Origin of the sequence: Flavobacterium sp. JAS (assembly GCF_020991455.1) — a bacterium.
Classification (GTDB): domain Bacteria; phylum Bacteroidota; class Bacteroidia; order Flavobacteriales; family Flavobacteriaceae; genus Flavobacterium.
Genome location: NZ_JAJMOX010000005.1, coordinates 297,878 through 317,993 on the forward strand (window position 1 = coordinate 297,878; position 20,116 = coordinate 317,993).

17 protein-coding genes are annotated in these 20,116 nt (G+C 35.8%); 13 read left to right on the top strand and 4 right to left on the bottom strand.

Annotated features, from left to right (window positions below):
• Positions 1 to 4 precede the first annotated feature (4 nt).
• From LPB88_RS09260 to LPB88_RS09280, 5 genes are read left to right on the top strand one after another with little or no spacing between them, the layout of a single operon-like run.
• The gene (locus LPB88_RS09260; protein ID WP_230714823.1) at positions 5 to 1,261 is read left to right on the top strand and encodes a ferritin-like protein; all 1,257 of its coding nucleotides are present in this window, start codon (positions 5 to 7) and stop codon (positions 1,259 to 1,261) included.
• A gap of 47 nt (positions 1,262 to 1,308) precedes the next feature.
• Positions 1,309 to 1,671 (top strand): putative quinol monooxygenase, encoded by a 363-nt coding sequence (locus LPB88_RS09265; RefSeq protein WP_230714825.1) that lies wholly within the window; start codon positions 1,309 to 1,311, stop codon positions 1,669 to 1,671.
• Positions 1,672 to 1,731: 60 nt separating this feature from the next.
• A complete protein-coding gene (locus tag LPB88_RS09270; RefSeq protein ID WP_230714827.1) occupies positions 1,732 to 2,751 on the top strand; it encodes a heme-binding protein in 1,020 nt (339 codons plus the stop codon).
• Between the two features lie 18 nt (positions 2,752 to 2,769).
• Positions 2,770 to 3,507, top strand: a complete 738-nt coding sequence (locus LPB88_RS09275) for a Dabb family protein (protein ID WP_230714834.1) — start codon at positions 2,770 to 2,772, stop codon at positions 3,505 to 3,507.
• Between the two features lie 40 nt (positions 3,508 to 3,547).
• Entirely contained in the window at positions 3,548 to 5,008 is a 1,461-nt protein-coding gene (locus LPB88_RS09280; protein WP_230714835.1) for an FAD-binding oxidoreductase, read from the top strand.
• A gap of 774 nt (positions 5,009 to 5,782) precedes the next feature.
• On the opposite strand, the gene LPB88_RS09285 is transcribed toward LPB88_RS09280, so the two are convergent.
• A complete protein-coding gene (locus LPB88_RS09285) occupies positions 5,783 to 6,901 on the bottom strand; it encodes a serine hydrolase (RefSeq protein ID WP_230714836.1) in 1,119 nt (372 codons plus the stop codon).
• An 844-nt stretch (positions 6,902 to 7,745) separates the two neighbouring features.
• Between LPB88_RS09285 and LPB88_RS09290 the strand changes: the two genes are divergently transcribed.
• The 4 genes from LPB88_RS09290 to LPB88_RS09305 all read left to right on the top strand — a co-directional run bounded on the left by LPB88_RS09290 (position 7,746) and on the right by LPB88_RS09305 (position 10,579).
• Positions 7,746 to 8,084: an MmcQ/YjbR family DNA-binding protein gene (locus LPB88_RS09290; RefSeq protein WP_255673688.1), complete on the top strand. Its 339-nt coding sequence runs from the start codon at positions 7,746 to 7,748 to the stop codon at positions 8,082 to 8,084.
• A 401-nt stretch (positions 8,085 to 8,485) separates the two neighbouring features.
• Positions 8,486 to 9,067 carry a Crp/Fnr family transcriptional regulator gene (locus tag LPB88_RS09295; protein WP_230714837.1) on the top strand — a complete coding sequence of 194 codons (582 nt, stop codon included), beginning with the start codon at positions 8,486 to 8,488 and terminating at the stop codon, positions 9,065 to 9,067.
• Between the two features lie 88 nt (positions 9,068 to 9,155).
• Positions 9,156 to 10,124 (top strand): MBL fold metallo-hydrolase, encoded by a 969-nt coding sequence (locus LPB88_RS09300; RefSeq protein WP_230714839.1) that lies wholly within the window; start codon positions 9,156 to 9,158, stop codon positions 10,122 to 10,124.
• Positions 10,125 to 10,189: 65 nt separating this feature from the next.
• Positions 10,190 to 10,579 (top strand): nuclear transport factor 2 family protein, encoded by a 390-nt coding sequence (locus LPB88_RS09305; RefSeq protein WP_230714841.1) that lies wholly within the window; start codon positions 10,190 to 10,192, stop codon positions 10,577 to 10,579.
• A 67-nt stretch (positions 10,580 to 10,646) separates the two neighbouring features.
• Here the strand turns inward: LPB88_RS09305 and LPB88_RS09310 are convergent, their stop codons facing one another.
• From LPB88_RS09310 to LPB88_RS09320, 3 genes are all read right to left on the bottom strand, one after another.
• Positions 10,647 to 11,693, bottom strand: a complete 1,047-nt coding sequence (locus tag LPB88_RS09310) for an alpha/beta hydrolase (RefSeq protein WP_230714961.1) — start codon at positions 11,691 to 11,693, stop codon at positions 10,647 to 10,649.
• 93 nt (positions 11,694 to 11,786) lie between these two features.
• Positions 11,787 to 12,383: a DapH/DapD/GlmU-related protein gene (locus LPB88_RS09315; RefSeq protein ID WP_230714843.1), complete on the bottom strand. Its 597-nt coding sequence runs from the start codon at positions 12,381 to 12,383 to the stop codon at positions 11,787 to 11,789.
• An 85-nt stretch (positions 12,384 to 12,468) separates the two neighbouring features.
• Positions 12,469 to 13,347, bottom strand: coding sequence for an AraC family transcriptional regulator (locus LPB88_RS09320; protein WP_230714844.1), 879 nt, complete (start codon positions 13,345 to 13,347; stop codon positions 12,469 to 12,471).
• Between the two features lie 184 nt (positions 13,348 to 13,531).
• Here LPB88_RS09320 and LPB88_RS09325 point away from each other — a divergent pair, with 184 nt between their 5' ends.
• From LPB88_RS09325 to LPB88_RS09340, 4 genes are read left to right on the top strand one after another with little or no spacing between them, the layout of a single operon-like run.
• Positions 13,532 to 14,149, top strand: coding sequence for a TetR/AcrR family transcriptional regulator (locus tag LPB88_RS09325; RefSeq protein ID WP_230714845.1), 618 nt, complete (start codon positions 13,532 to 13,534; stop codon positions 14,147 to 14,149).
• Between the two features lie 57 nt (positions 14,150 to 14,206).
• Complete coding sequence (locus tag LPB88_RS09330; RefSeq protein WP_230714846.1) at positions 14,207 to 15,541, top strand: TolC family protein; 1,335 nt, start codon at positions 14,207 to 14,209, stop codon at positions 15,539 to 15,541.
• A gap of 16 nt (positions 15,542 to 15,557) precedes the next feature.
• Positions 15,558 to 16,679 carry an efflux RND transporter periplasmic adaptor subunit gene (locus tag LPB88_RS09335; protein WP_230714847.1) on the top strand — a complete coding sequence of 374 codons (1,122 nt, stop codon included), beginning with the start codon at positions 15,558 to 15,560 and terminating at the stop codon, positions 16,677 to 16,679.
• Positions 16,680 to 16,687: 8 nt separating this feature from the next.
• Complete coding sequence (locus LPB88_RS09340) at positions 16,688 to 19,756, top strand: efflux RND transporter permease subunit (protein ID WP_230714848.1); 3,069 nt, start codon at positions 16,688 to 16,690, stop codon at positions 19,754 to 19,756.
• Positions 19,757 to 20,116 lie beyond the last annotated feature (360 nt).

A 20,116-nucleotide genomic window follows, 5' to 3' on the forward strand; every position in this document is an offset into this window, starting at 1 on the left:
CATCATGGGAAATAAATTCTTTCAGGAAAACAATCCAAACCGTCAAAAGCTAATTAAGCCACTTACCGATACGAGTATTGGTGCTGATGACATTACCTCATTTATTGCAGAAAATTTAGAAACAACTTCTGCCATAAATGCTGCGTTGCTCAAAAGCGATTCTAAACCTTTCAGTTTAAAAGCAATGCCTCAAAAAGATGTAGAAAGTTACATCAAAAGCATTGATCACCTTCAGGAATGCCTTAGAACTGCATTGCAATTAGAACTTTCTACAATTCCTCCTTACTTGTGCGGACTTTATACCATCAAGGAAGGCAGTAATGTAGAGGCAGGCGCACTTATCAGGAGTGTTGTAGTTGAAGAAATGCTGCATATGGTTTTGGTTGCAAATATTCTTAACGCCATTACAGATCCAAAAACGATAGAAGGCAAAAAACTTTTTGATGTAAAAAAAATTATTCCAAACTATCCTACTCCTCTTCCCGGCGGAATCGTTCCGGAAGTGCCTAAAGGATTTCCTCCTTTTGAAGTTCAGCTTCTTAAATTTTCAAGAGAAGCACTTGATGAATTTTCTACTATCGAAAGACCTTCTGACCCAAAAGCGCCAATCACCAAGCATTTTGACAGTATAGGTCAATTTTATGAAGCGATTCGTTATGGTTTACTTCGTTTGAATAAAGCAACCCCAGGCGGAATTTTTATTGGAGACCCAAAACGTCAGATAGGCCCTGAACATTATTACGGAAGCGGTGGCAAAATCAATAAAGTCACGAATTATGACGAAGCCGAAATTGCTATTGGAGAAATCGTTGGTCAAGGTGAAGGTATCGACGGAACTATCGCTACTGATCATGTGATGTTTGGTGAAGATATCGAATATGCACATTACTTTAAATTTCAGGAAATATGCTACGGACGCATGTATAGTGCGAACGACACCAATTTCCAGATGCCGGTAAGAAGCATTCCTACAGGCCGTCCTTTTACCGTAAGCTGGTCATCTGTTTATAATATGAAGGCAAACCCTAAGATGAAAGATTATGAAGGTAATCCTGAATTATTACAAAAAGCCATCGAATTCAATAAAGTATATGTAGCACTGCTTAACGGCATAAACGACGCAGTAAGCGGTGATCCTGACCTGCTTATAAAAGGAATTACAGTGATGTATGAACTTAAATACAAAGCACTGGAATTACTAAATATTCCATTAGGAAACGGAGAATGTGCAGGTCCAACTTTTGAATATGTAGACTTGTAATAGCTGACATCAATTTTAAATTATTTAACCAATAAAAAAACAAAATTATGTATTATCCAATAGAAGCAAAATGGACTATCCTGCCCGGAAATGAAGAAAAAGCTACAGCAGCTTTAATACAACTGGCAAAAGATGTGCAGGAAAATGAGCCTGAAACATTACTGTATATGGTACATGTTCCCAACTTTAAAGAAAAAAGTTTGCCTACACCTCCTCAGGGCGAAGTTCTTTTCTGGGAAGTTTATGAAGACCAAAATGCATTTTTTAAACATGTTAATGGTCCAATATTTACAGAATTTGTAAAAACCTACGGAGACTTATTCTTAAGTGATTTTAGTACGCCGCCACAAGTTTTCATGACTACTGAGGTACTTACTCATATTCAAGGATTTAGCCGAAAAGCACTTTAAGGCAAAACCTTCAAATATTTTATACTACATCAAAAACAAATCAATTTAAAAACAAATCAAATGGCATTAGAGCAAAATAATCCGTTAGCGAATCTAAACCTGTCCGGTTTAAATAAGCTAGAAGCAAAAATAGAAAACAAGGGACCTCAATCAAAATTTAAAGCTTCGGCTTTTGAAGCTGCGCCTGTTAATCTTGGTGTATTAAAATCTCTTATAGGAACCTGGGTTGGCCCGGGTTTTAACCTGATTGAAGTACCCAACATGAATCAGGCTAAACCAGGTCCGCCACCCACAGACAAATTCAAAATCATATTAAATTCAACAGCAGAAACTTTTACATTTTCTAACATTGGAGGCGATATTATTAACCGCGGAAATGCACAATCAGATATTGCATTCCAGGGATTGCACTATTTACAACAAGTAGATGATGTTAATCTTCCAAGCGGTCAAAACGGAATTCACCTAGAAACCGGTTTATTCTTAAATCTTCCAAGCGGTTCTGATCCTTTGGTACAGCCAAGTATTGCAAGATTGGGCTCCATTCCGCATGGTGATTCCCTTTTAGCACAAGGAACTTTTTTTACTGTTCCGGGACCTCCTGTATTTGAAGTTGCAGATCCTACACCTTTTTTTATTATAGACGGCAAAAGAGTAAACGACGTAAGCGAAACGTATTTGTCGCAATTAAAAAATGCTGTTCCTCCTCCGGGAATTCCGGCCGATGTCATTATGAATCCAAATATTCTTCTTAAAAATGCTATCGAGGGACAAAATATTATCGAAACAGTAGTTATTCTTTTAGATGCAAATCCAATAGACGGAGTGGCTAATACCGGAGTTACAGCTCCTGTTGGTGGTATTACCAATATTCCTTTTGTAAATGTGAATGCTAATGCGAATAGTCTTTCGGCTATTTTTTGGATTGAAACTGTTCAAAATCTGGACAAAACTACTTTCTTTCAATTACAATACACACAAACTGTAATTCTGGACTTTCCTGTTTTTGCTCCTGACGGATCTGTTGTCGAAATTAAATGGCCTCACATTTCTGTAGCAACACTTCGCCTTCAGGCATAACCTTAAATAAAAAATCAAATGAAAAATAATAATAAAGCCCCCATGTTGCTGCACAGTACTTATTTTAATTTAGGTACAAGCAATACTCCTGGTATTGTGGAAGCTTACATGGCCGAAGCCAGACAGTACCTTTCTGAATCACAAGGCATGATTTCTTTCTGGATAGGCACAAGAGCCGATGATATGACCAGACCTGAAAATGATCTTAAATATGATATTGCCATGCATCAGCTTTTTAAAGACGAAGCATCCTTTAATTTATACAATGCCAATGATCAAGCACACAATCAATTTGTAATAGATGTAAACAGATGGGTTCCCGGCACAACAAGACGTGTTATGGATGCAAATGTTAGCCATCTGATTATTGGAGGAAATTCTTCAGAACCACAATCTATTGGTGCCGATGGTAATTATCCGCAAAGTTTGTTTCACGATCTGTATTTCTCCCTGACTGATAAATCAGAAGAAAATATTAAAAAATTTACAGCGATCTGCGAAAAATATCTTTCTGGACATCCGGGCATCCAGCAATTTGTAACAGGCGGACTTACTGATATTAAAAGAGATGTATCGGTACGAAATTTTGAAGTTGCTGTTTCTATCATCTACGAAAGCAAAAAAGCCTACGCTGATTATCTTACGAGTAAAAAGCATGAGGAATTTTTTCCTGCAACTGCCGGAATGATTGCCAATACGTACATTTTCGACTCTTATATCAAATACCAGTCAAAAGTGTATTCCCTTACCAGATAATTTCTACTATTTCAAAAACATAACCTAAAAAAATAAAATTATGATAGGTACAGCAATACAGGAACTAGCTCGTGAATTAAGCGGTTATGTAGTTCAGCCCGGTGATGCCGAATATGAACAAACCGTACATATAGATAATGGACGCATCCAGTTCAGGCCTCGCCTTATTATTTTTCCGGCCGTAGTCGAAGACGTCAAGTTTGGGCTCAAATTTGCCATTAACCACAATCTTCCTTTGTCGATAAAAGGAGGCGGACATAGTGCTGCCGGATATTGTCTGAATGAAGGAGGTGTCGTAATCGCTATGAAAAATTTAAACAAAATTACCTTTAATTCTAAAAAAGAAACAGTTGTTGCCGAGATGGGCGTAATCTGGTATGATGTTTATAAATTCATGCAGGCGACAAATACAGGACTTATTCCTGTTGGCGGAGGCTGTCCAACTGTTGCTCCTCCCGGTTTCATGCTTGGTGGAGGATACAGTTTTGTTTCCCGTTCTTACGGAATGAGCATCGATAACCTTGAAAGTTTAAAAATCGTTACTCCCGATGGCGAATTAAGACATATTGGTGTACACAGCAAATCTCAGGATGATATTGATCTCTTTTGGGCATGCTGTGGTGGCGGTGGAGGAAATTTCGGAATTGTTGTCGAAATGGAAATGAGGGTCAGAAAACCATTAAGCAAAAAAATGCTGGTAGGACAAATTCGATATCCACTAGAAATGGCCGAAGATGTACTGGGCTATTACAATGAATGGGTAGAAACCGTACCGAATGCAATGGCTGTATATGGTTTTATGGGAAATCAAAAAGACTTAATAGATAAAACTACAAATGTAAAAGTATTAGGTCTGACCCCTGTTTTTAATGGTGATGGTGCTGAGGGCATTGATCTTTTGCAAGGACTATTGAAATTAAAACCTATTAATGCCGACTTGTTTAACATGACACTTCCGGACTGGGAATTCTACAATGGTTATACCACAAGAGTTGACGGAAGAAGTTCATATATACGTTCTACCGTTTTACCAAAACGCGGGATGAATAACAAAGTAGCCAAGGTAATTATTGAGTCAATGAACAAAGCTCCGTCTCCTGATAGCTTTGCTGTATGGACACATGCCGGAGGTGCTATCGAAAATGTTGCTTCAGATGCGACAGCTTATGTACACAGAAATAGCCGTTTTATTCCTGAAATTAAAGCTATTTGGGATCTGAATAAACCAGGTGATACACTCAAAAATGTAGAATGGGCTTACGAATTTTTCGAAAGACTGTCTGATGCCGGAAATGCTACTGGTGCTTATGTAAACTATATAGATCCATTACAGCACAACTGGACAGAAAAGTATTACGGTATTAATTACAAACGACTGTTAGCGCTTAAAAAGAAATTTGATCCCAACAACTATTTTAATTTTCAGCAAAGTGTTGGTTCAACTTTCAACCCAACTAAAGAACTTACCGATATCAGTCCGATAAACAGGACGAGAGTATAATTTAGAGTGGAAACTTAAAATCCCTGATACTGTTTCAACAGCTGTCAGGGATTTAAAATAAAAATGTACTCTTTTGCAACATAAAGTCAACGTCGTTTAATTCTTTAAGTTTAACCCTAATCTGCGCCACCATCAACACTATTAAATGTCTCTCGCTCCTTTGGTTTTATAGTATATTTTACCGATACCATTGGGCCGTAGTAAATATCGAATTGAGTTCCATTTGTACGAAGCTGCATCTGCCCAATAACTCCTGCCAAAAAAATGAATATTTGAAGTAATTCCCGCTGTATAATAAACGGATAGCCTAAAAACATCAAAATTCTCCTCGGCGTAATAGCCTATTCGGTGCCAGAAAAATCGATTTACTTTTACTTCGTAAAAAAAAGTAATATAAAATAAACCGAACAACTAATATAAAATATCAAACAGAGAATCGAGCTGATACCTTTTTACCACAATAGTTTAAATTGTTTCTTTTTCATTAAGTGAAATTTATCCGATTAAAATTTAGAGTAAAATTAGATATAAATTATATGCGTTTTTCCATCAATCCCCGACAGGACATCCAAATCAAATTCATAAAGCCAATCAAAGACAGGACCTACCAGTAGTAAGCCAATCTCTTCAAATCTTCCATAAAATTTCTAGAAATTTGTCCCGTCGAGGTCACAAAAAAATCCCATTTCTTGCGAAATGGGATTTTTTTTTAATTTTTGAAATGCAGGGTTCTAATTCACAAAACGGCTTTATATTTAAGGTTTAAATTAGTTTTTACTCAAGCAATATTTCTATAATTTGCTCCCACAATGCCAGTAACTGTTCCTCTTTTATAGTATCGGTAAGCGTTCCCACGTTTGTACACAGGACGACGCTGGTATTTTTAGAAGGAAAATAAAAAGCATAGGCACCGGCTCCGGCTCCACTACCCTCGTGGCCGATTGCCTGCAGACCACCATTGGATTTATAAAAATGCAACCCTAAGCCATATATGGGCGTACCCTGATAATTAACTGCAACCTTCATTTCTTCCAGCGATATGGGTGATAGTACCGTTTTGTCATGGAGCAGCTTGTAGTAAAACCCAGCTATATCCTGAACAGAAGCAACAATACCGTCATCACCAATGAAGGTAAGTACTGTACCAAACTGCAATTCGCTCACATCGGTAAAAGTGCCGTCTATTTCTAGATAGTTAGCCGTTGTACCTTGTGGAGCAGCAGTGCTTGCCGAGCCCGCTATGTAATAGGTGTTGGAAAGTCCAATGGCGTTAATTATTTTGTCGGTAATATACCTTCGATGTCCGTTTGGAGTGACACTATCAATAATAATTGCCAGCAAATGATAATTTATATTGCAATAACCAAATGACGCGCCGGGTGCAAGTTTTGCGGGTTGATCATATATATAGCTCAATACCTGTTCGCTTGTCATAGGCAGTGGCCCTGCAACAAGATCATTTAAAAACTCTTCGCTATCTAAATAATCAGGAAGACCCGATGTCATATTAAGCAGTTGCCTTACCGTAATGATATTTCCGTTTGGTAGCTTATTACAAATATCAGGAAGATAGGTACTTACTTTGGCATCGAGATTGATTTTGCCCTCCTCTTTCAGTTTGAGTACAGCAACTGCGGTAAAGGTTTTTGAAATACTCTGCATATAGTGAAGAGCAGAAGTGACCATCGGCTTTTCATTAATTACCGCGTTTCCTGCAACTAGGGCATAATTCTCGGAAGCTGTTTTTACACTAAGGCTTAGTCCAGGGAAGTTGGACAAAGCTGCTTCAAGTTTTTGTTGTGCCAGCGCTTTTTTATCAGGTGAGGGTTTGGAATCGTCATTGCTGCATGAGGTGATAAAAGTAACAACAGCTAGTAATAAAAACTTTTTCATAAAATGTGATCTTAATTATTTGAATGCAAACTTCAGATAAGAAAAACTAGAAAAGGTTTCAAAAGCTTAAAACTGTATAAATTGGTACTTATTTGCTAGTGTTCTTATATTCATTTGTTGTCTGACCACTAACTTTTTTGAAGGCTGCATAAAAACTCATTTTTGAAGTATGGAAACGAATATACAATTTACAGATAACTTACAGTCTATTCAACTATAAGTTACATGAATTCATATTTTGAATCGAGGTAAATAATTATTCTAATCACTTTTATTACAAAATAATTTAAACTAAATGAATTCTTACATCAATTCCCAACAGGACATCCAAACCAAATTCATTAAGCGAATGAAAGACAGACCCTACATCCAGTAAGCCAATAACTTCAAATCTTCTATAAAATTTCTAGAAATCTGTCCCGTCGTCACTTAAGGAGACAACTAGTAAATAGTTGTCTCTTTTTTTATACACAAATTTGTAGATTTTTCAAGCCTTTACGATCTAATATTTTTATGGTTCGATTTTTTCACAAGGAATCCTTAGTCTATTTGAAATAAACAGTCTAAAAGTTGCTTTATTTGAGATTTAATCGAAGCTGAACGATGGTTCGAAGTCCCGCTAAGGATACAGGATTTTTTTCTCTTTTGGTTTATTTTAATTTTTTGATACTAAATATAGTAATTCCAAAATAATTTTAGCTTCCTTCTCATCTACCTGAATGCCGTTCTTGGAAAGAATAATAATGGCTTTTTCTACTGATTTTTTTTACCTTTGAGTTAACTCTTAGGTCTGGCTGATGTTAGCTGCTAACAATTTTCACTCAAATATTTTTAGATTATTAGTATGAATGTAGAAGAGTTTAGAGATTTCTGTCTGTCCTTCCCCAATACGCGGGAAGGAATGCCGTTCGAGGGATTCTTTCGGAATTCTCGATCTATCCTTGTATTTTATGTCAACGAAAAGATGTTCTGCTTGTTCGACCTTGATAAGTTTGATCATTGTACCTTAAAATGTGATCCCAAACGCATTGATGAGCTTATGGGAGAGAAAGGCATCGACAAACCTTTTAACTTGAGTCCAAAACACTGGATAAGCGTTGCTTTAAATGGGGACATCTCCTGGGAAATAGTCAAAGATCTCGTTACTCAGTCGCACAAACTTGTTGTAGCAGGTATATCATAATAATAATACAGAAAATAGATAATCAAAGATCTACTGTTTTGTTAACATGTAAGTTCTTATAATTAATCCATAGAAAATGACTAGTATAAAATTTAAATGTCTATGAATAAAAAAAAACTATCACTACCCAAGCGATTTAAGAAAGCAGGAAATTGGTAAAACAGCTTTAGAACATATTCGTATTTCTTTCGTGGCAGGCGCTAAAATCTATTATTCAGCACAAAAAATCAAGTAGCAGAAACTGCTTATCAATTACGATTTGAGAATTTGCCCTGTTTTTCAAAATTATTCAAAACTACAAAATTCAATGTAACTGCCTTTTATCAAGATCAACACTTTATTTAAATATTTACGTACTTTAGCTAAGCTAAAAAAAATACCAGCCTTTTGCATATTGTTAAATGAAAGCACTTTTAAAACAAAATATTGCTAAACATATTTCTCTTTCAGAAAATGAAATAGAAGATTTTTGCAATTTATTTGAGCAAAAGTTAATCCCTAAAAAAAACTTTTTACTCAGAGAGGGCGAAATTTGCAAATTTGAAGGTTTTGTTACCAAAGGGCTTTTTCGGGTTTATCACATTGACAAAAATGGTTTTGAACAAATACTCTATTTTGCTATTGAAAATTGGTGGATTACTGATATTGACAGTTTTACTAATGAAGTGCCATCACAACTTTTTATAGAAGCTCTCGAAGACAGCGAAGTACTTGTAATTTCTAAAAAAGATAAGGAATTTGCCTATGCTAACTTACCTAAAATTGAAAAACTATTTCGGGTAATGACCCAAAAAACCCACGTTGCCCTTCAACGAAGAATGATAGATAACCTTAGCAAGACAGCAGAATCCCGTTATATAGAATTTACAGAAAGATATCCTCAGCTAACACAAAGGCTTTCTAACATACAAATAGCTGCTTATCTGGGCATTACCAATGTTTTTTTGAGTAATATTCGAAAGAAAATTGCTGTCAAAAAATAAGATTTCCCTTTATTTATTAAACTAGTTTAATGTTTTAAGATCGCATTTCGTTTCATCTTTGCAGTGTTAATTTAAACCAACACAAGAAATGAAATCGAAGATTATTTCATCCGTTCGCCTTACAGGCTTGGGTCACGAACACGGAAAAACAAATATTAAAACCGTGAGTAAACACACTATCTCGAGAGTATTTATAACAATTTTAATTTTATTGAATATGGAATCACAAGCACAAAGTTTCAAAACAATTGAAACTAAAGATTTAAAACTTCAGGTTTACAACGCATCAGAAAACAGCTTTGGTGTAGCATCGGTAATTGTATCGGGAAAAACAGACGCAGTTTTGATTGATGCGCAATTTACTTTGGCGGATGCCGAAAAAGTAGCGCAGGAGATTAAAGCAAGCGGTAAAAAACTAACCACAATTTATGTATCTCACGCAGATCCTGATTACTATTTTGGATTAGAAATATTTAAAAAATATTTTCCAGATGTAGTTGCTTATGCATCACCTTCTTCAGTAGAGTCAATTAAGGCTACAGCTCAAAAAAAATTAGACGTTTGGGGCGAACGATTAGGTAAAGCAATTACGTCAAATGTTGTTTTGCCGCAGGTTTTGAAGGGAAACAGCATTGAATTGGAAGGCCAGAAATTAGAAATCATTGGTTTGGAAGAATTTCCGGGTAAGACTTTTGTATGGATTCCTTCTATCAAAGCAGTTGTAGGCGGAATCAATGTTTTTGGAACTACTTTTCATCTTTGGATGGCTGATGCTCAAACTACTGAAGCCCGTAAAAACTGGATTGCCGTTTTAGATAAAATCTCGGCTTTGAAACCTGAAATTATAATTCCGGCTCATGCTAATTCCAATTCTCCATTTGATATCACTGCTGTAAATCACACTAAAAGTTACATTCAATTCTACGAAGAAGCTTTGAAAACTAATAAAACATCAGAAGCTTTAATTACGGCTTTGAAAACAAAATATCCAACACTTACTTTTGAAACTGCCTTAATGATTGGTGCAAAAGTGAATACTGGAGAAATGAAATGGTAAAATCAATCATTTACAGCCTGACAATACTCTTTGCATTGTCAGGCTGTTCTTTAAATAAAAAGACAATGACAAATCTTGAAATAGTTAAAAGTACTTACGAAGGAAAAACTTCGAAAGAAAATGGTCAAAATTTGGCTAAATATGTTGTCGAAGATATTTCGTGGACAGAAGCTAAAGGTTTTCCGTATGCAGGAACTTACATTGGTTTAGAAAATATAACCAAAAATGTCTTTAGCCGATTAGGAAGCGAATGGATTGATTACAAATTTACTCCCGAAGATTACGTTTCAAGCGATGACAAAGTAGTCGCTTACGGAACTTACACAGGCACTTATAAAATTACAGGCAAATCATTCACCGCCAGAGTGGCTCACCTTTGGAAATTGAAAGACCGAAAAATTATCAGTTTCGAACAGTTTGTAGATAGCCAAACTGTAAATGATGCTGTGAAATAAAGCCCTGTTTTTAGTTTTTAAATATAGAAACCGTTGACATTCATCAACGGTTTTTTTGATCTGGCTTTTATTTCAAATATTTTTTAAAAAAATCATCTAATTTATTAAACGGAATCACCTCTACTTTGTCATACAAATCGACGTGAACTGCATTTGGGATAATTATTAACTCTTTTGGTTCGTTTGCCTCTTTAAAAATATCTTCGCTAAAATATCTTGAGTGCGCATTTTCTCCTGCAATTAAAAGCATTGGCCTTGGCGAAATTTCTTTTACATAAGTAAGTATTGGCATATTCATAAAAGATATCGGATTGGTTACTAGCCAAGCTCCATTTGAGTTCACAGAATTAACTTGAAAACCACGCGGCGTTCTATAATAATCAAAATATTCTTTTACAAATTGCGGTTCATCGCCTTTCAATTTTTCCGGCAAATTTCTTGGTCCATCTGCTGGTTTTCCGTTTTCGGCATCTTTCCGACGCTGCTCACCTAAAGCTTCCAATGTTTTGGTTCTTTGTTCTAATGTTACGGAATCATTGTATCCTTTTGATATTACTCTGGTCATATCATACAAACTTGTTGCAGCAACGGCTTTTACACGTTTATCAATAGCAGTTGCATTTAATGCAAAACCGCCAAAACCACAAATCCCAATGATACCAATTTTATTTCTATCAACGTTCTTCTGTAATCCTAAAAAATCAACCGCAGCGCTAAAATCTTCCGTATTGATTTCCGGAGAAGCCAGATTTCGTGGTTCGCCTCCACTTTCTCCTGTATAAGATGGATCAAAAGCCAAAGCTATAAAACCACGTTCTGCCATTTGATTGGCATATAATCCAGATGATTGTTGTTTCACCGCTCCAAACGGTCCGCTAATGGCTAATGCAGACAATTTTTCGTTTCCTGCATTTTTTGGAAGATATAAATCTCCGCTTAATGTAATGCCGTAACGGTTTTTGAAGCTCACTTTTTGACGTATTACTTTGTCACTAAGCTGAAATGTATAATGTTCTTTTGATGTGTTCATTTTTTCTAAATTTGATTGTACTTTTTGTGCAGATACTTGCCCTGATATCAGAAATAATATTGCAATTGCGAATGTTTTTTTCATTTTCTTTTGAATTGCTTTCAATTTTATATTTTTCATTTGATTTTAATTGTTTTCAAATTTCACAACTACAGTTCAGCTTCATAATTATCTTTTTTAAGGTTGAACATTTTTAATGAATTTTGCAGGAATTCCACCAACGATGTTATTATCGGGAACATCTTTAGAAACTACAGCTCCTGCTGCGACAACTGCATTTTCTCCAATTGTTACGCCGGACAAAATCGTAGCATTGGCACCAATCCATGCATTTTTTTTGATGAGAATTGATTTAGCTGTTAGTCCTTTTCTTTCCTCAGGATTTAGCGGATGATTTTCGGTAATGAGACTGACTTTCGGACCAATTAAAACATCGTCTTCAATGGTAATTCCGCCCAATGCCAAAAAGGTGCAGTCAAAATTGATAAATACATTTTTACCAATTGTAATATGTTTTCCGCAATTGATATAAAGAGGTGTAAATACGGCAACATCCTGAAGTTCTTTAGCTAAAATCCTACTTAGTATCTTCGTGATTTCTTCAGGATTTACAACATTATTCATCTGATTAAGTAATGCTTTCACGGCAAAGGCTTCTTCTCTCAATCTGCCAATTTGCGAATCGTTGGGAAGTATGGTTTCACCTGCTAAAAGTCTCTCAAAAATATCTTTTTGAAATGGTGCACCATCGGAAATAAGGTTTGAATCTGACATAATATTTGAATTAAATAACCAGATACAAAGGTAAGACTGCCTTTAAGCAAGGCAGTAACGATTATCAAACCAAAGATTAAGAAATTCAAACTTCCGATTGACGAAATGCAGAAGGATTGGTGCCGGTATTCTTTTTGAAGAAATTATTAAAGTAAGTTGGATATTCAAACCCAAGCGCATAACCAATTTCAGAAACACTCCAATCAGTATGGAGCAATAGCGCTTTGGCTTCTGTTATAATCCGCTCGGCAATATGAGTTGTTGTCGATTTTCCTGTAACTTCTTTTACGGCTCGATTCAGATAATTGACATGCACATTCAAATGTTGTGCATAATGTTGTGCCGTTCTTAATTGAAGTGGATTGGAAGTTGTTTCAATTGGAAATTGTCTTTCGAGTAATTCCAAAAATACAGATGACAATCTGGAAGATGCATTCTTATTATGTTCGAAATTTTCAGAAGGTTCTATCTTTAGAGATTCGTGTATAATGAGACTGATATAATTGCGAATCAGCTCATCTTTAAAAACATAATCACTTTTTTGTTCCGAAATCATTTTATGAAAAATAGTATTAAGAAAACCTCTTTGCTCTTCTGTGATTTTCAAAACCGGTGTTCCTCCAATTTTAAAAAAAGAAGATTGCTGCAGACTTTCAGAACGCTCGGAGTTTTTAAAAAACTCTTCCGAAAATAAGATTGTATAACCAACATAAGTCGTAGAAATGGTTTCCCATGAATATGGAATATGTGGATTTCCAAAAAAGAGAATAGTCCCCTCCTGATCATAGGTCTTATCAGAATAATGAATCTTGCTTTTACCAGTTGTCAGGCAGATTTTATAAAACTCCTTTCTACTGTAAGATCTGGTTTCGGCACCATCATCCTCTATCTGAAATGCTTTAAAGCCCTGCAGTTTCAGTTCGTTATTAAACTTGGAAATTTCTCTTATTACCTTGTCTTTCATTTTACAAAGTTAAGAAATTCAAACTTGTTTAAAACACTAAAATCTTAATTCTTAATCTTTTTAAAAGCAAATAATTAAATTCTTTAGAAGAAAACGTGAAGCAAAAATGATCAAAAAATAAGCTAATTTATAAATTATTATAAAAAAATGAACACTGTTCAAAAAATATACATACCTTTGCCGCATGAGTACAGCAGAAAGAAAAGCACGTGAAAAAGAAGCCTTAAAAATGCTGATCCTAAAAGGAGCTAAAAAACTCTTTTTGGAGAGAGGCATTGAACAGACTACGATTCGAAACATCGCTGATGAAATTGACTACAGCGTTGGAACTGTGTATGTTTACTTTAAAGATAAGAATGCTATTCTTCACGACCTCCATTCTATTGGTTTTCAAGAGCTAGGCGGATATTTTACCGAATTGTTCGCCATTAAAGACCCAATGGAACGTCTTCGAAAAATGGGATTTACCTATTTGAAATTTGCCATGGAAAATTCTGAAATGTATGATTTAATGTTCATCGTAAAAGCGCCGATGGAATTTATTGAAAGTACTGAGAAAGAAGCATGGAATGAAGGAGCTGACACTTTTGGTGCCCTAAAGAAAACCGTGGAAGAATGTATGAACGAAGGGCATTTTGAAGGACATTCATTAGAAGCATTATCTTTTATGATTTGGAGTTTAGTACACGGAATGTGCTGTCTAGAAATACGCCAGAGAACAAAAGGCGTAAAATTTTCTAACCCGAATACCATCCTTTCTGAGGGATACAATGAATATTTAAAAATAATAAAGAAACTTTAAACTTTTTTTTGATCAAAAAAATGAACAACGTTCAATTTAAAAACAATGTACAATAAAATGAAAAAAGCAATTACATTAGCCATTTTTTGTTTTGGATTTATAGGATATTCCCAAAGCAAACTCGATAATTATATCCAGATTGGATTAAAAAGCAATGAGCTAATCAAACAGCACAACTTCGATATTAATAAAAGTATGTATGCCCTGCAGGAAGCCCGTTCCCTGTTCTACCCTACTGTTTCCCTGAATGCCAATTATACTAAGGCCGATGGCGGAAGAACAATTGATATTCCGATTGGGGATATGCTGAATCCTGTATACAGCACGCTCAATCAAATAACCAATTCGAATGCTTTTCCTTCTCTACAGAACCAGTCGGTTTTGATTAATCCCGATAATTTCTATGATGCTAAAATTCACACGACAATGCCGTTGCTGAACTATGAAATTATCTATAACAAGAGAATAAAAAGCCAGCAGACTTCTTTACAAAAAATAGAGCTTGAAATCTATCAAAGGGAGCTGGTTAAAGAAATAAAAACGGCATACTATAAATACCTTCAGTCAATTGAAGGAATTAATATTTATCAGGATGCTTTAGCATTGGTGAAAGAAAATCAAAGGGTTAACCAGTCTTTATTTAAAAATGACAAGATAAACCGTACGGCAGTTCTTAGAAGTGATAATGAAGTAATTCGTATCGAGGCTAATCTGGAAACAGCAAAACAAGTCAGCAATAATGCGAAAACATATTTTAATTTTCTAATTAATCAAAAGCTTGACAGCGAAATTGAAGTTGATTCGGATAAAGAAAGCCTGCCCAGTGCACTTGTACAGGAAAATACCTCAGGCAGAGAAGAACTTTCAAAGCTTACTATGGCAAAAGATATAAATGAAAATGTAAGTAAGCTCACCCAATCGTATTGGTATCCAAAATTGAGTGGTTTTGCAGATTTCGGATTTCAGGACTTTGACTTCGAAGTAAAGAAACAATCCCGATACTATTTTGCCGGTGCCGCTTTAGAATGGACTATTTTCTCAGGCAACAAAAACAAATACAGACTTAAACAGGTTCAGGAAGAAAGTAATAAAATAAACTCACAGACTGATAATGTAAAACAGCAGCTGCTGCTTCAATTTCAGGTTACCCGAAATAATTTAATAGCTGCTTTGGAACAATTCAATGCCGATAAAAATCAAAAAGCAGCGGCCAAAAAATATAATGAGGACATAACCAAATTATATAAAGAAGGACAAGCCATATACATTGAACTTCTGGACGCGCAGAATCAATGGGTAAATGCACAGCTTAATACGAATATATCTCTTTATAATTCCTGGATTGCCTATGCAGAATTAGAAAGAGCCAATGCCACTTTTACTTTAAAATAATCCAAAAACAATACTTATGAAATCGAAGATTAATTCATCCGTTCGCCTATCAGACGAGGGGCACGAACACAAAAAAAAATATTTTACGCTTGTGAGTAAAAAATCAATAGTAATATGTCTTTTTGCTTTTCCTGTCTTTTATGCCTGTAAAGAAGAAAAAAAAGAGCATAACCAATTTGAAACTGCAGATGTTGTATCCATTAAAACAGCAGCAGCCGGATCTTTAGCGCTTACGAGTAATATCAATGCTTCTGGTTTGATTACAACAGAAAACACCGCCAATTACAGCTTTAAAATTGGTGGTATCGTAAGGCACATTTATGTAGAAGAAGGTCATTTTTTTAAAAAAGGACAGCTTTTAGCCGCATTGGATGAAACCGAAATCAGTGCGGGTTTGAACCAGACTGATTTAAATGTAAAAAAATACGAGAGGGATTATACTCGAGCCAAAAATCTCTACCAAGACAGCGTATATACTTTAGAACAGCTTCAAAATACAAAAACAGGTCTTGACATTGCCAAAAAGCAAAAAGATGCCATTGCTTTTAATGCCCGTTATGCCAAGATATATGCAGCGGCAGATGGTTTTGTATCTCAAAAAATAGCAAGCGAGGGCGAAGTTACAGGTCCCGGTTCTCCTGTTTTAGCCATAAATGAAACATCCCATAACAATAATTACCTGTTAAAAGTTGGACTGACAGATAAGGAATGGGCATCGGTTAAAATTGGCCAAAAAGCATCTGTTACATTGGATGGCTATCCTGACAAAAACTTTGATGCCGTGGTTTTTAGAAAGTCCCAGTCTGCAGATGCAGCCTTGGGGTCCTTTCAGATAGAATTAAAACTGGACATGAAAAGCAGTAAACCTGCAGTGGGTATGTTTGGCAAAGCCGAAATACGTGCCGATACTGCTCAGGATTTAATCACGATCCCTTACGATGCACTTATTGAAGCAGACGGTAATAAGGCTTTTGTTTTTTTAGTTGAAAATAATAAAGTAAGAAGACAGCCTGTGACGATTTACAAATTTGAAAACAAAATCGTGTACATCAAAGACGGCCTTGAGAAAACAGATCAGATAGTGATCTCAAACAGCGCCTATCTTAACGAAGAATCAAAGATTAAGATCATTAAATAATAGGCACCATGAAGATTACAAACTTTGCCGTTAAAAACTATCAGTTCACACTGATTATATTTCTTCTCGTGTCTGTTGTAGGGTATTTAACCTTGTTTTCAATGCCGCGATCAGAAGATCCTTCTACTCATCCTCCTCAATATCTCATTACGGTTATTTATCCCGGAACCAGTCCAAAGGATATGGAAGAACAGGTAGTAAAACCTATTGAAAATAAAATTTACGGACTTGAGAATATTGATAAAATCCTTACCACTGTTGAAGACGGCGTAGCTGCCTTTCAGGTAAAATTTAAATATGGGGTTGATGTCGATAATAAGTATCAGGAAATTTCTACGGAAATGAATGCGTTGCAAAACAGCGAACTTCCTAAGGATATTTACCTCATCAAAACAGAGAAAATTGCTTCTTCGGATGTAAAAATTCTTCAGGTGGCCTTAATTTCAGAAAATGCATCAGATAAAAAACTACGTGATGCAGCAGATGAGTTGAAGACAAGACTTGAAAAAATCACCAATCTTAAAGACGTAAAATATGCCGGAATACCCGAACAGGAAATAAGAATTGATCTGCAGCTGGATAAACTCGCGCAGTTAAAAATCCCCTTGAATGTGGTCATGGGAAGTCTTCAGAGTGAAGCTGCAGATATTCCCGGAGGAAGCATCAATCTTGACAGTAAGGTGTTTAACGTAAAGACAAGTGGTAAATTTAAAAATGCCGATGATGTGGCTAATACGGTTATATACAATGCAAATGGCAAAATAATCTATATGAAGGATGTTGCCGAAGTAGGTTACAAATCTGAAACAGTAGATCATATTACCCGTATAAATGGCCATCGTTGTGTTCTGGTTACCATAGGTATGAAAGACAACGTAAATATAACTGACGTTCAAAAACAATTTTTACCAATCGTAGAAGAATTCTCTAAAGATCTGCCTCAAAATATAAAGCTGGTTAAAAACTTTGATCAGGCCAACATGGTATCGCAGCGTCTGGGGCATTTAGGCTTTGATTTTACCCTTGCGATTGTTCTGGTGATCATTACGCTTTTACCATTAGGATCAAGAGCTTCCTTAATTGTAATGATATCCATACCGCTCTCACTGGCTTTGGGACTTATTGTCATGAATGCATTCGGCTATTCCTTAAATCAGTTGAGCATTGTAGGTTTGGTGGTCGCTTTAGGACTTCTGGTGGATGATAGTATTGTGGTCGTCGAAAACATCGAGCGCTGGCTTCGTGAAGGTCATTCTAAAATGGATGCTGTTCTAAAAGGCACCAAACAAATTGGTCTTGCAGTTGTTGGCTGTACCGCTACTCTTGTTATTGCTTTTTTACCGCTGGCTTTTCTTCCTGATGTTTCAGGTGAGTTTATAAGAAGTCTTCCTATGGCAATTATTACGAGTGTCCTGGCGTCAATGATTGTGGCTATGACATTGGTTCCGTTTCTGGGAAGCCGATTTTTAAAAACGCATGAAAATGGTGAAGGGAATGTTTTTCTTCAATACCTGCAAAAGTTCCTGACACGTTCTTACAGCAGGGTTATGCCTAAAGCATTACAATTTCCAAAAACAACAATTGCTATATCCATAGCATTGAGCATAACCGCATTTGGACTTTTTAAGGCTACGGGATTTAAGCTGTTCCCAACTTCAGAGAAACCAATGTTTCTTATTAATATAAAAATGCCGCTTCAAGCCAATTTGACCGAAAGCGACAGGGTTACAAAAATGGTCGAAGCTGAATTAAAGAACCATAAAGAAATTGTATTTTATACGGCGAATGTCGGCAAGGGAAACCCACAGATTTATTACAATGTGCACCCGCAGGACAGAAAACCTGATTTTGCACAGATTTTTGTGCAGTTGGAAGATGAGGCAAAACCTACCGAAAAAACAGCTTTGATTGAAAAGCTCCGAGAAAAATTCAAAACAATGCCTTATGCAAAAATCGAAGTTAAAGATTTTGAGCAGGGAACTCCTCTGGAAGCTAATATTGTAGTAAGGCTCTTTGGAGAAGATCCGGCCGTTTTGCGTAAGCTTTCTTCTCAAGTTGAAACTATTTTACGAAATCAGAAAGGAACAGTTTATATCAACAATGAACTAAACACTTACAAAACAGATGTAAAAGTAAAAATTAATAAAGAAAAAGCAAGAACACTAGGTGTGATGACAAGTGAGGCAGATAAAGTTGTACGTCTTGCTGTAGCCGGATTAACGGTTGGCGATTACATCGATGACAGAGGTGATGCCAGAAATGTTACACTTACGCTGCCAAGAGATAAATTTTCTAATCTGGACGCTTTAAAAAATCTTTATGTAAATAATATTCAGGGAACGCCAATTGCATTGAACCAAATTGCAGAAATCTCTTTTGAAACTTCGCCAACAACGATTAATCATTTCAATAAATCCCGTTTTGCAAAGGTTACAGCATTATCAGACAAAGGTTATTATGCTAATGATTTATTAACAGAGATCATCCCCAAACTCGATAAACTTAAAATGCCAAAAGGATATTACTATAAATTATCAGGCGAAAAAGAGTCTGAAGGAGATGCTCTGGGAGGGAATTTCCTTTCGGTAATTATTTTAAGCACATTCCTTTTCATTGGTGTACTGCTATTGCAGTTCAAAACATTCAAAGGAATCATCATTGTACTTTCCATTATTCCGTTGGGAATTTTAGGAGGGGTTGTATTATTACTTATTAACGGAAGTCCTATGTCGTTAGTGGCTATTATTGGTTTTATCGGTCTGTCGGGTATTCAGGTTAAAAATTCACTCTTACTGGTAGATTTTACCAATCAGCTCCGACAAGAAGGACACTCCATAGATGAGGCAATTGCAATTGCCGGAGAAACACGCTTTCTACCGGTAGTGCTGACTTCGATAACCGCAATCTGCGGTCTTATTCCTCTAGCTTTGAATTCGAATCCTTTAATTGCACCGCTAGCCATTGTTCTTATCGGCGGACTGATAAGTTCGACCATTCTGTCTAGAATTGTAACCCCTGTAATGTACAAACTAATGCCTCCAAGTATCGAAATTGATAATAAAGAACCGCTTAATTAAATTCAGGAAGCTCAATCTATATTTAACTTTGCTAAATTCAAGATTAATAATGTTTTACTATTTCATTGTTCTAATTTGAAACTGAAATCAATATATAAAATAGATACAAATTTCCATCAATCCTCAACAAGACATTCAAACCAAATTTCTAGTGTTATTGAAAGACAGGTTCTACGTGTAGTAAGCCAATCCCTTTGAATCCTCCATAAAATGTATAGAAATTTGTCCCGTAGAGATCACCACAGCCAAAAGGCGCCAATTGAAGACAATTGGCGCCTTTTTTTATACAAACTTACTAATCAGCAAAGTTAACTTGTTTTCGTTTACATTTTTTTATACGACATTAAACCAGGAATAAAC

Excerpts from the sequence above, each read along its gene's own strand:
- LPB88_RS09260 (WP_230714823.1), top strand. The coding sequence starts at position 5 with ATGGGAAATAAATTCTTTCAGGAAAACAATCCAAACCGTCAAAAGCTA.
- LPB88_RS09265 (WP_230714825.1), top strand. The coding sequence starts at position 1,309 with ATGTATTATCCAATAGAAGCAAAATGGACTATCCTGCCCGGAAATGAA.
- LPB88_RS09270 (WP_230714827.1), top strand. The coding sequence starts at position 1,732 with ATGGCATTAGAGCAAAATAATCCGTTAGCGAATCTAAACCTGTCCGGT.
- LPB88_RS09275 (WP_230714834.1), top strand. The coding sequence starts at position 2,770 with ATGAAAAATAATAATAAAGCCCCCATGTTGCTGCACAGTACTTATTTT.
- LPB88_RS09280 (WP_230714835.1), top strand. The coding sequence starts at position 3,548 with ATGATAGGTACAGCAATACAGGAACTAGCTCGTGAATTAAGCGGTTAT.
- LPB88_RS09285 (WP_230714836.1), bottom strand. The coding sequence starts at position 6,901 with ATGAAAAAGTTTTTATTACTAGCTGTTGTTACTTTTATCACCTCATGC.
- LPB88_RS09290 (WP_255673688.1), top strand. The coding sequence starts at position 7,746 with ATGAATGTAGAAGAGTTTAGAGATTTCTGTCTGTCCTTCCCCAATACG.
- LPB88_RS09295 (WP_230714837.1), top strand. The coding sequence starts at position 8,486 with ATGAAAGCACTTTTAAAACAAAATATTGCTAAACATATTTCTCTTTCA.
- LPB88_RS09300 (WP_230714839.1), top strand. The coding sequence starts at position 9,156 with ATGAAATCGAAGATTATTTCATCCGTTCGCCTTACAGGCTTGGGTCAC.
- LPB88_RS09305 (WP_230714841.1), top strand. The coding sequence starts at position 10,190 with ATGACAAATCTTGAAATAGTTAAAAGTACTTACGAAGGAAAAACTTCG.
- LPB88_RS09310 (WP_230714961.1), bottom strand. The coding sequence starts at position 11,693 with ATGAAAAAAACATTCGCAATTGCAATATTATTTCTGATATCAGGGCAA.
- LPB88_RS09315 (WP_230714843.1), bottom strand. The coding sequence starts at position 12,383 with ATGTCAGATTCAAACCTTATTTCCGATGGTGCACCATTTCAAAAAGAT.
- LPB88_RS09320 (WP_230714844.1), bottom strand. The coding sequence starts at position 13,347 with ATGAAAGACAAGGTAATAAGAGAAATTTCCAAGTTTAATAACGAACTG.
- LPB88_RS09325 (WP_230714845.1), top strand. The coding sequence starts at position 13,532 with ATGAGTACAGCAGAAAGAAAAGCACGTGAAAAAGAAGCCTTAAAAATG.
- LPB88_RS09330 (WP_230714846.1), top strand. The coding sequence starts at position 14,207 with ATGAAAAAAGCAATTACATTAGCCATTTTTTGTTTTGGATTTATAGGA.
- LPB88_RS09335 (WP_230714847.1), top strand. The coding sequence starts at position 15,558 with ATGAAATCGAAGATTAATTCATCCGTTCGCCTATCAGACGAGGGGCAC.
- LPB88_RS09340 (WP_230714848.1), top strand. The coding sequence starts at position 16,688 with ATGAAGATTACAAACTTTGCCGTTAAAAACTATCAGTTCACACTGATT.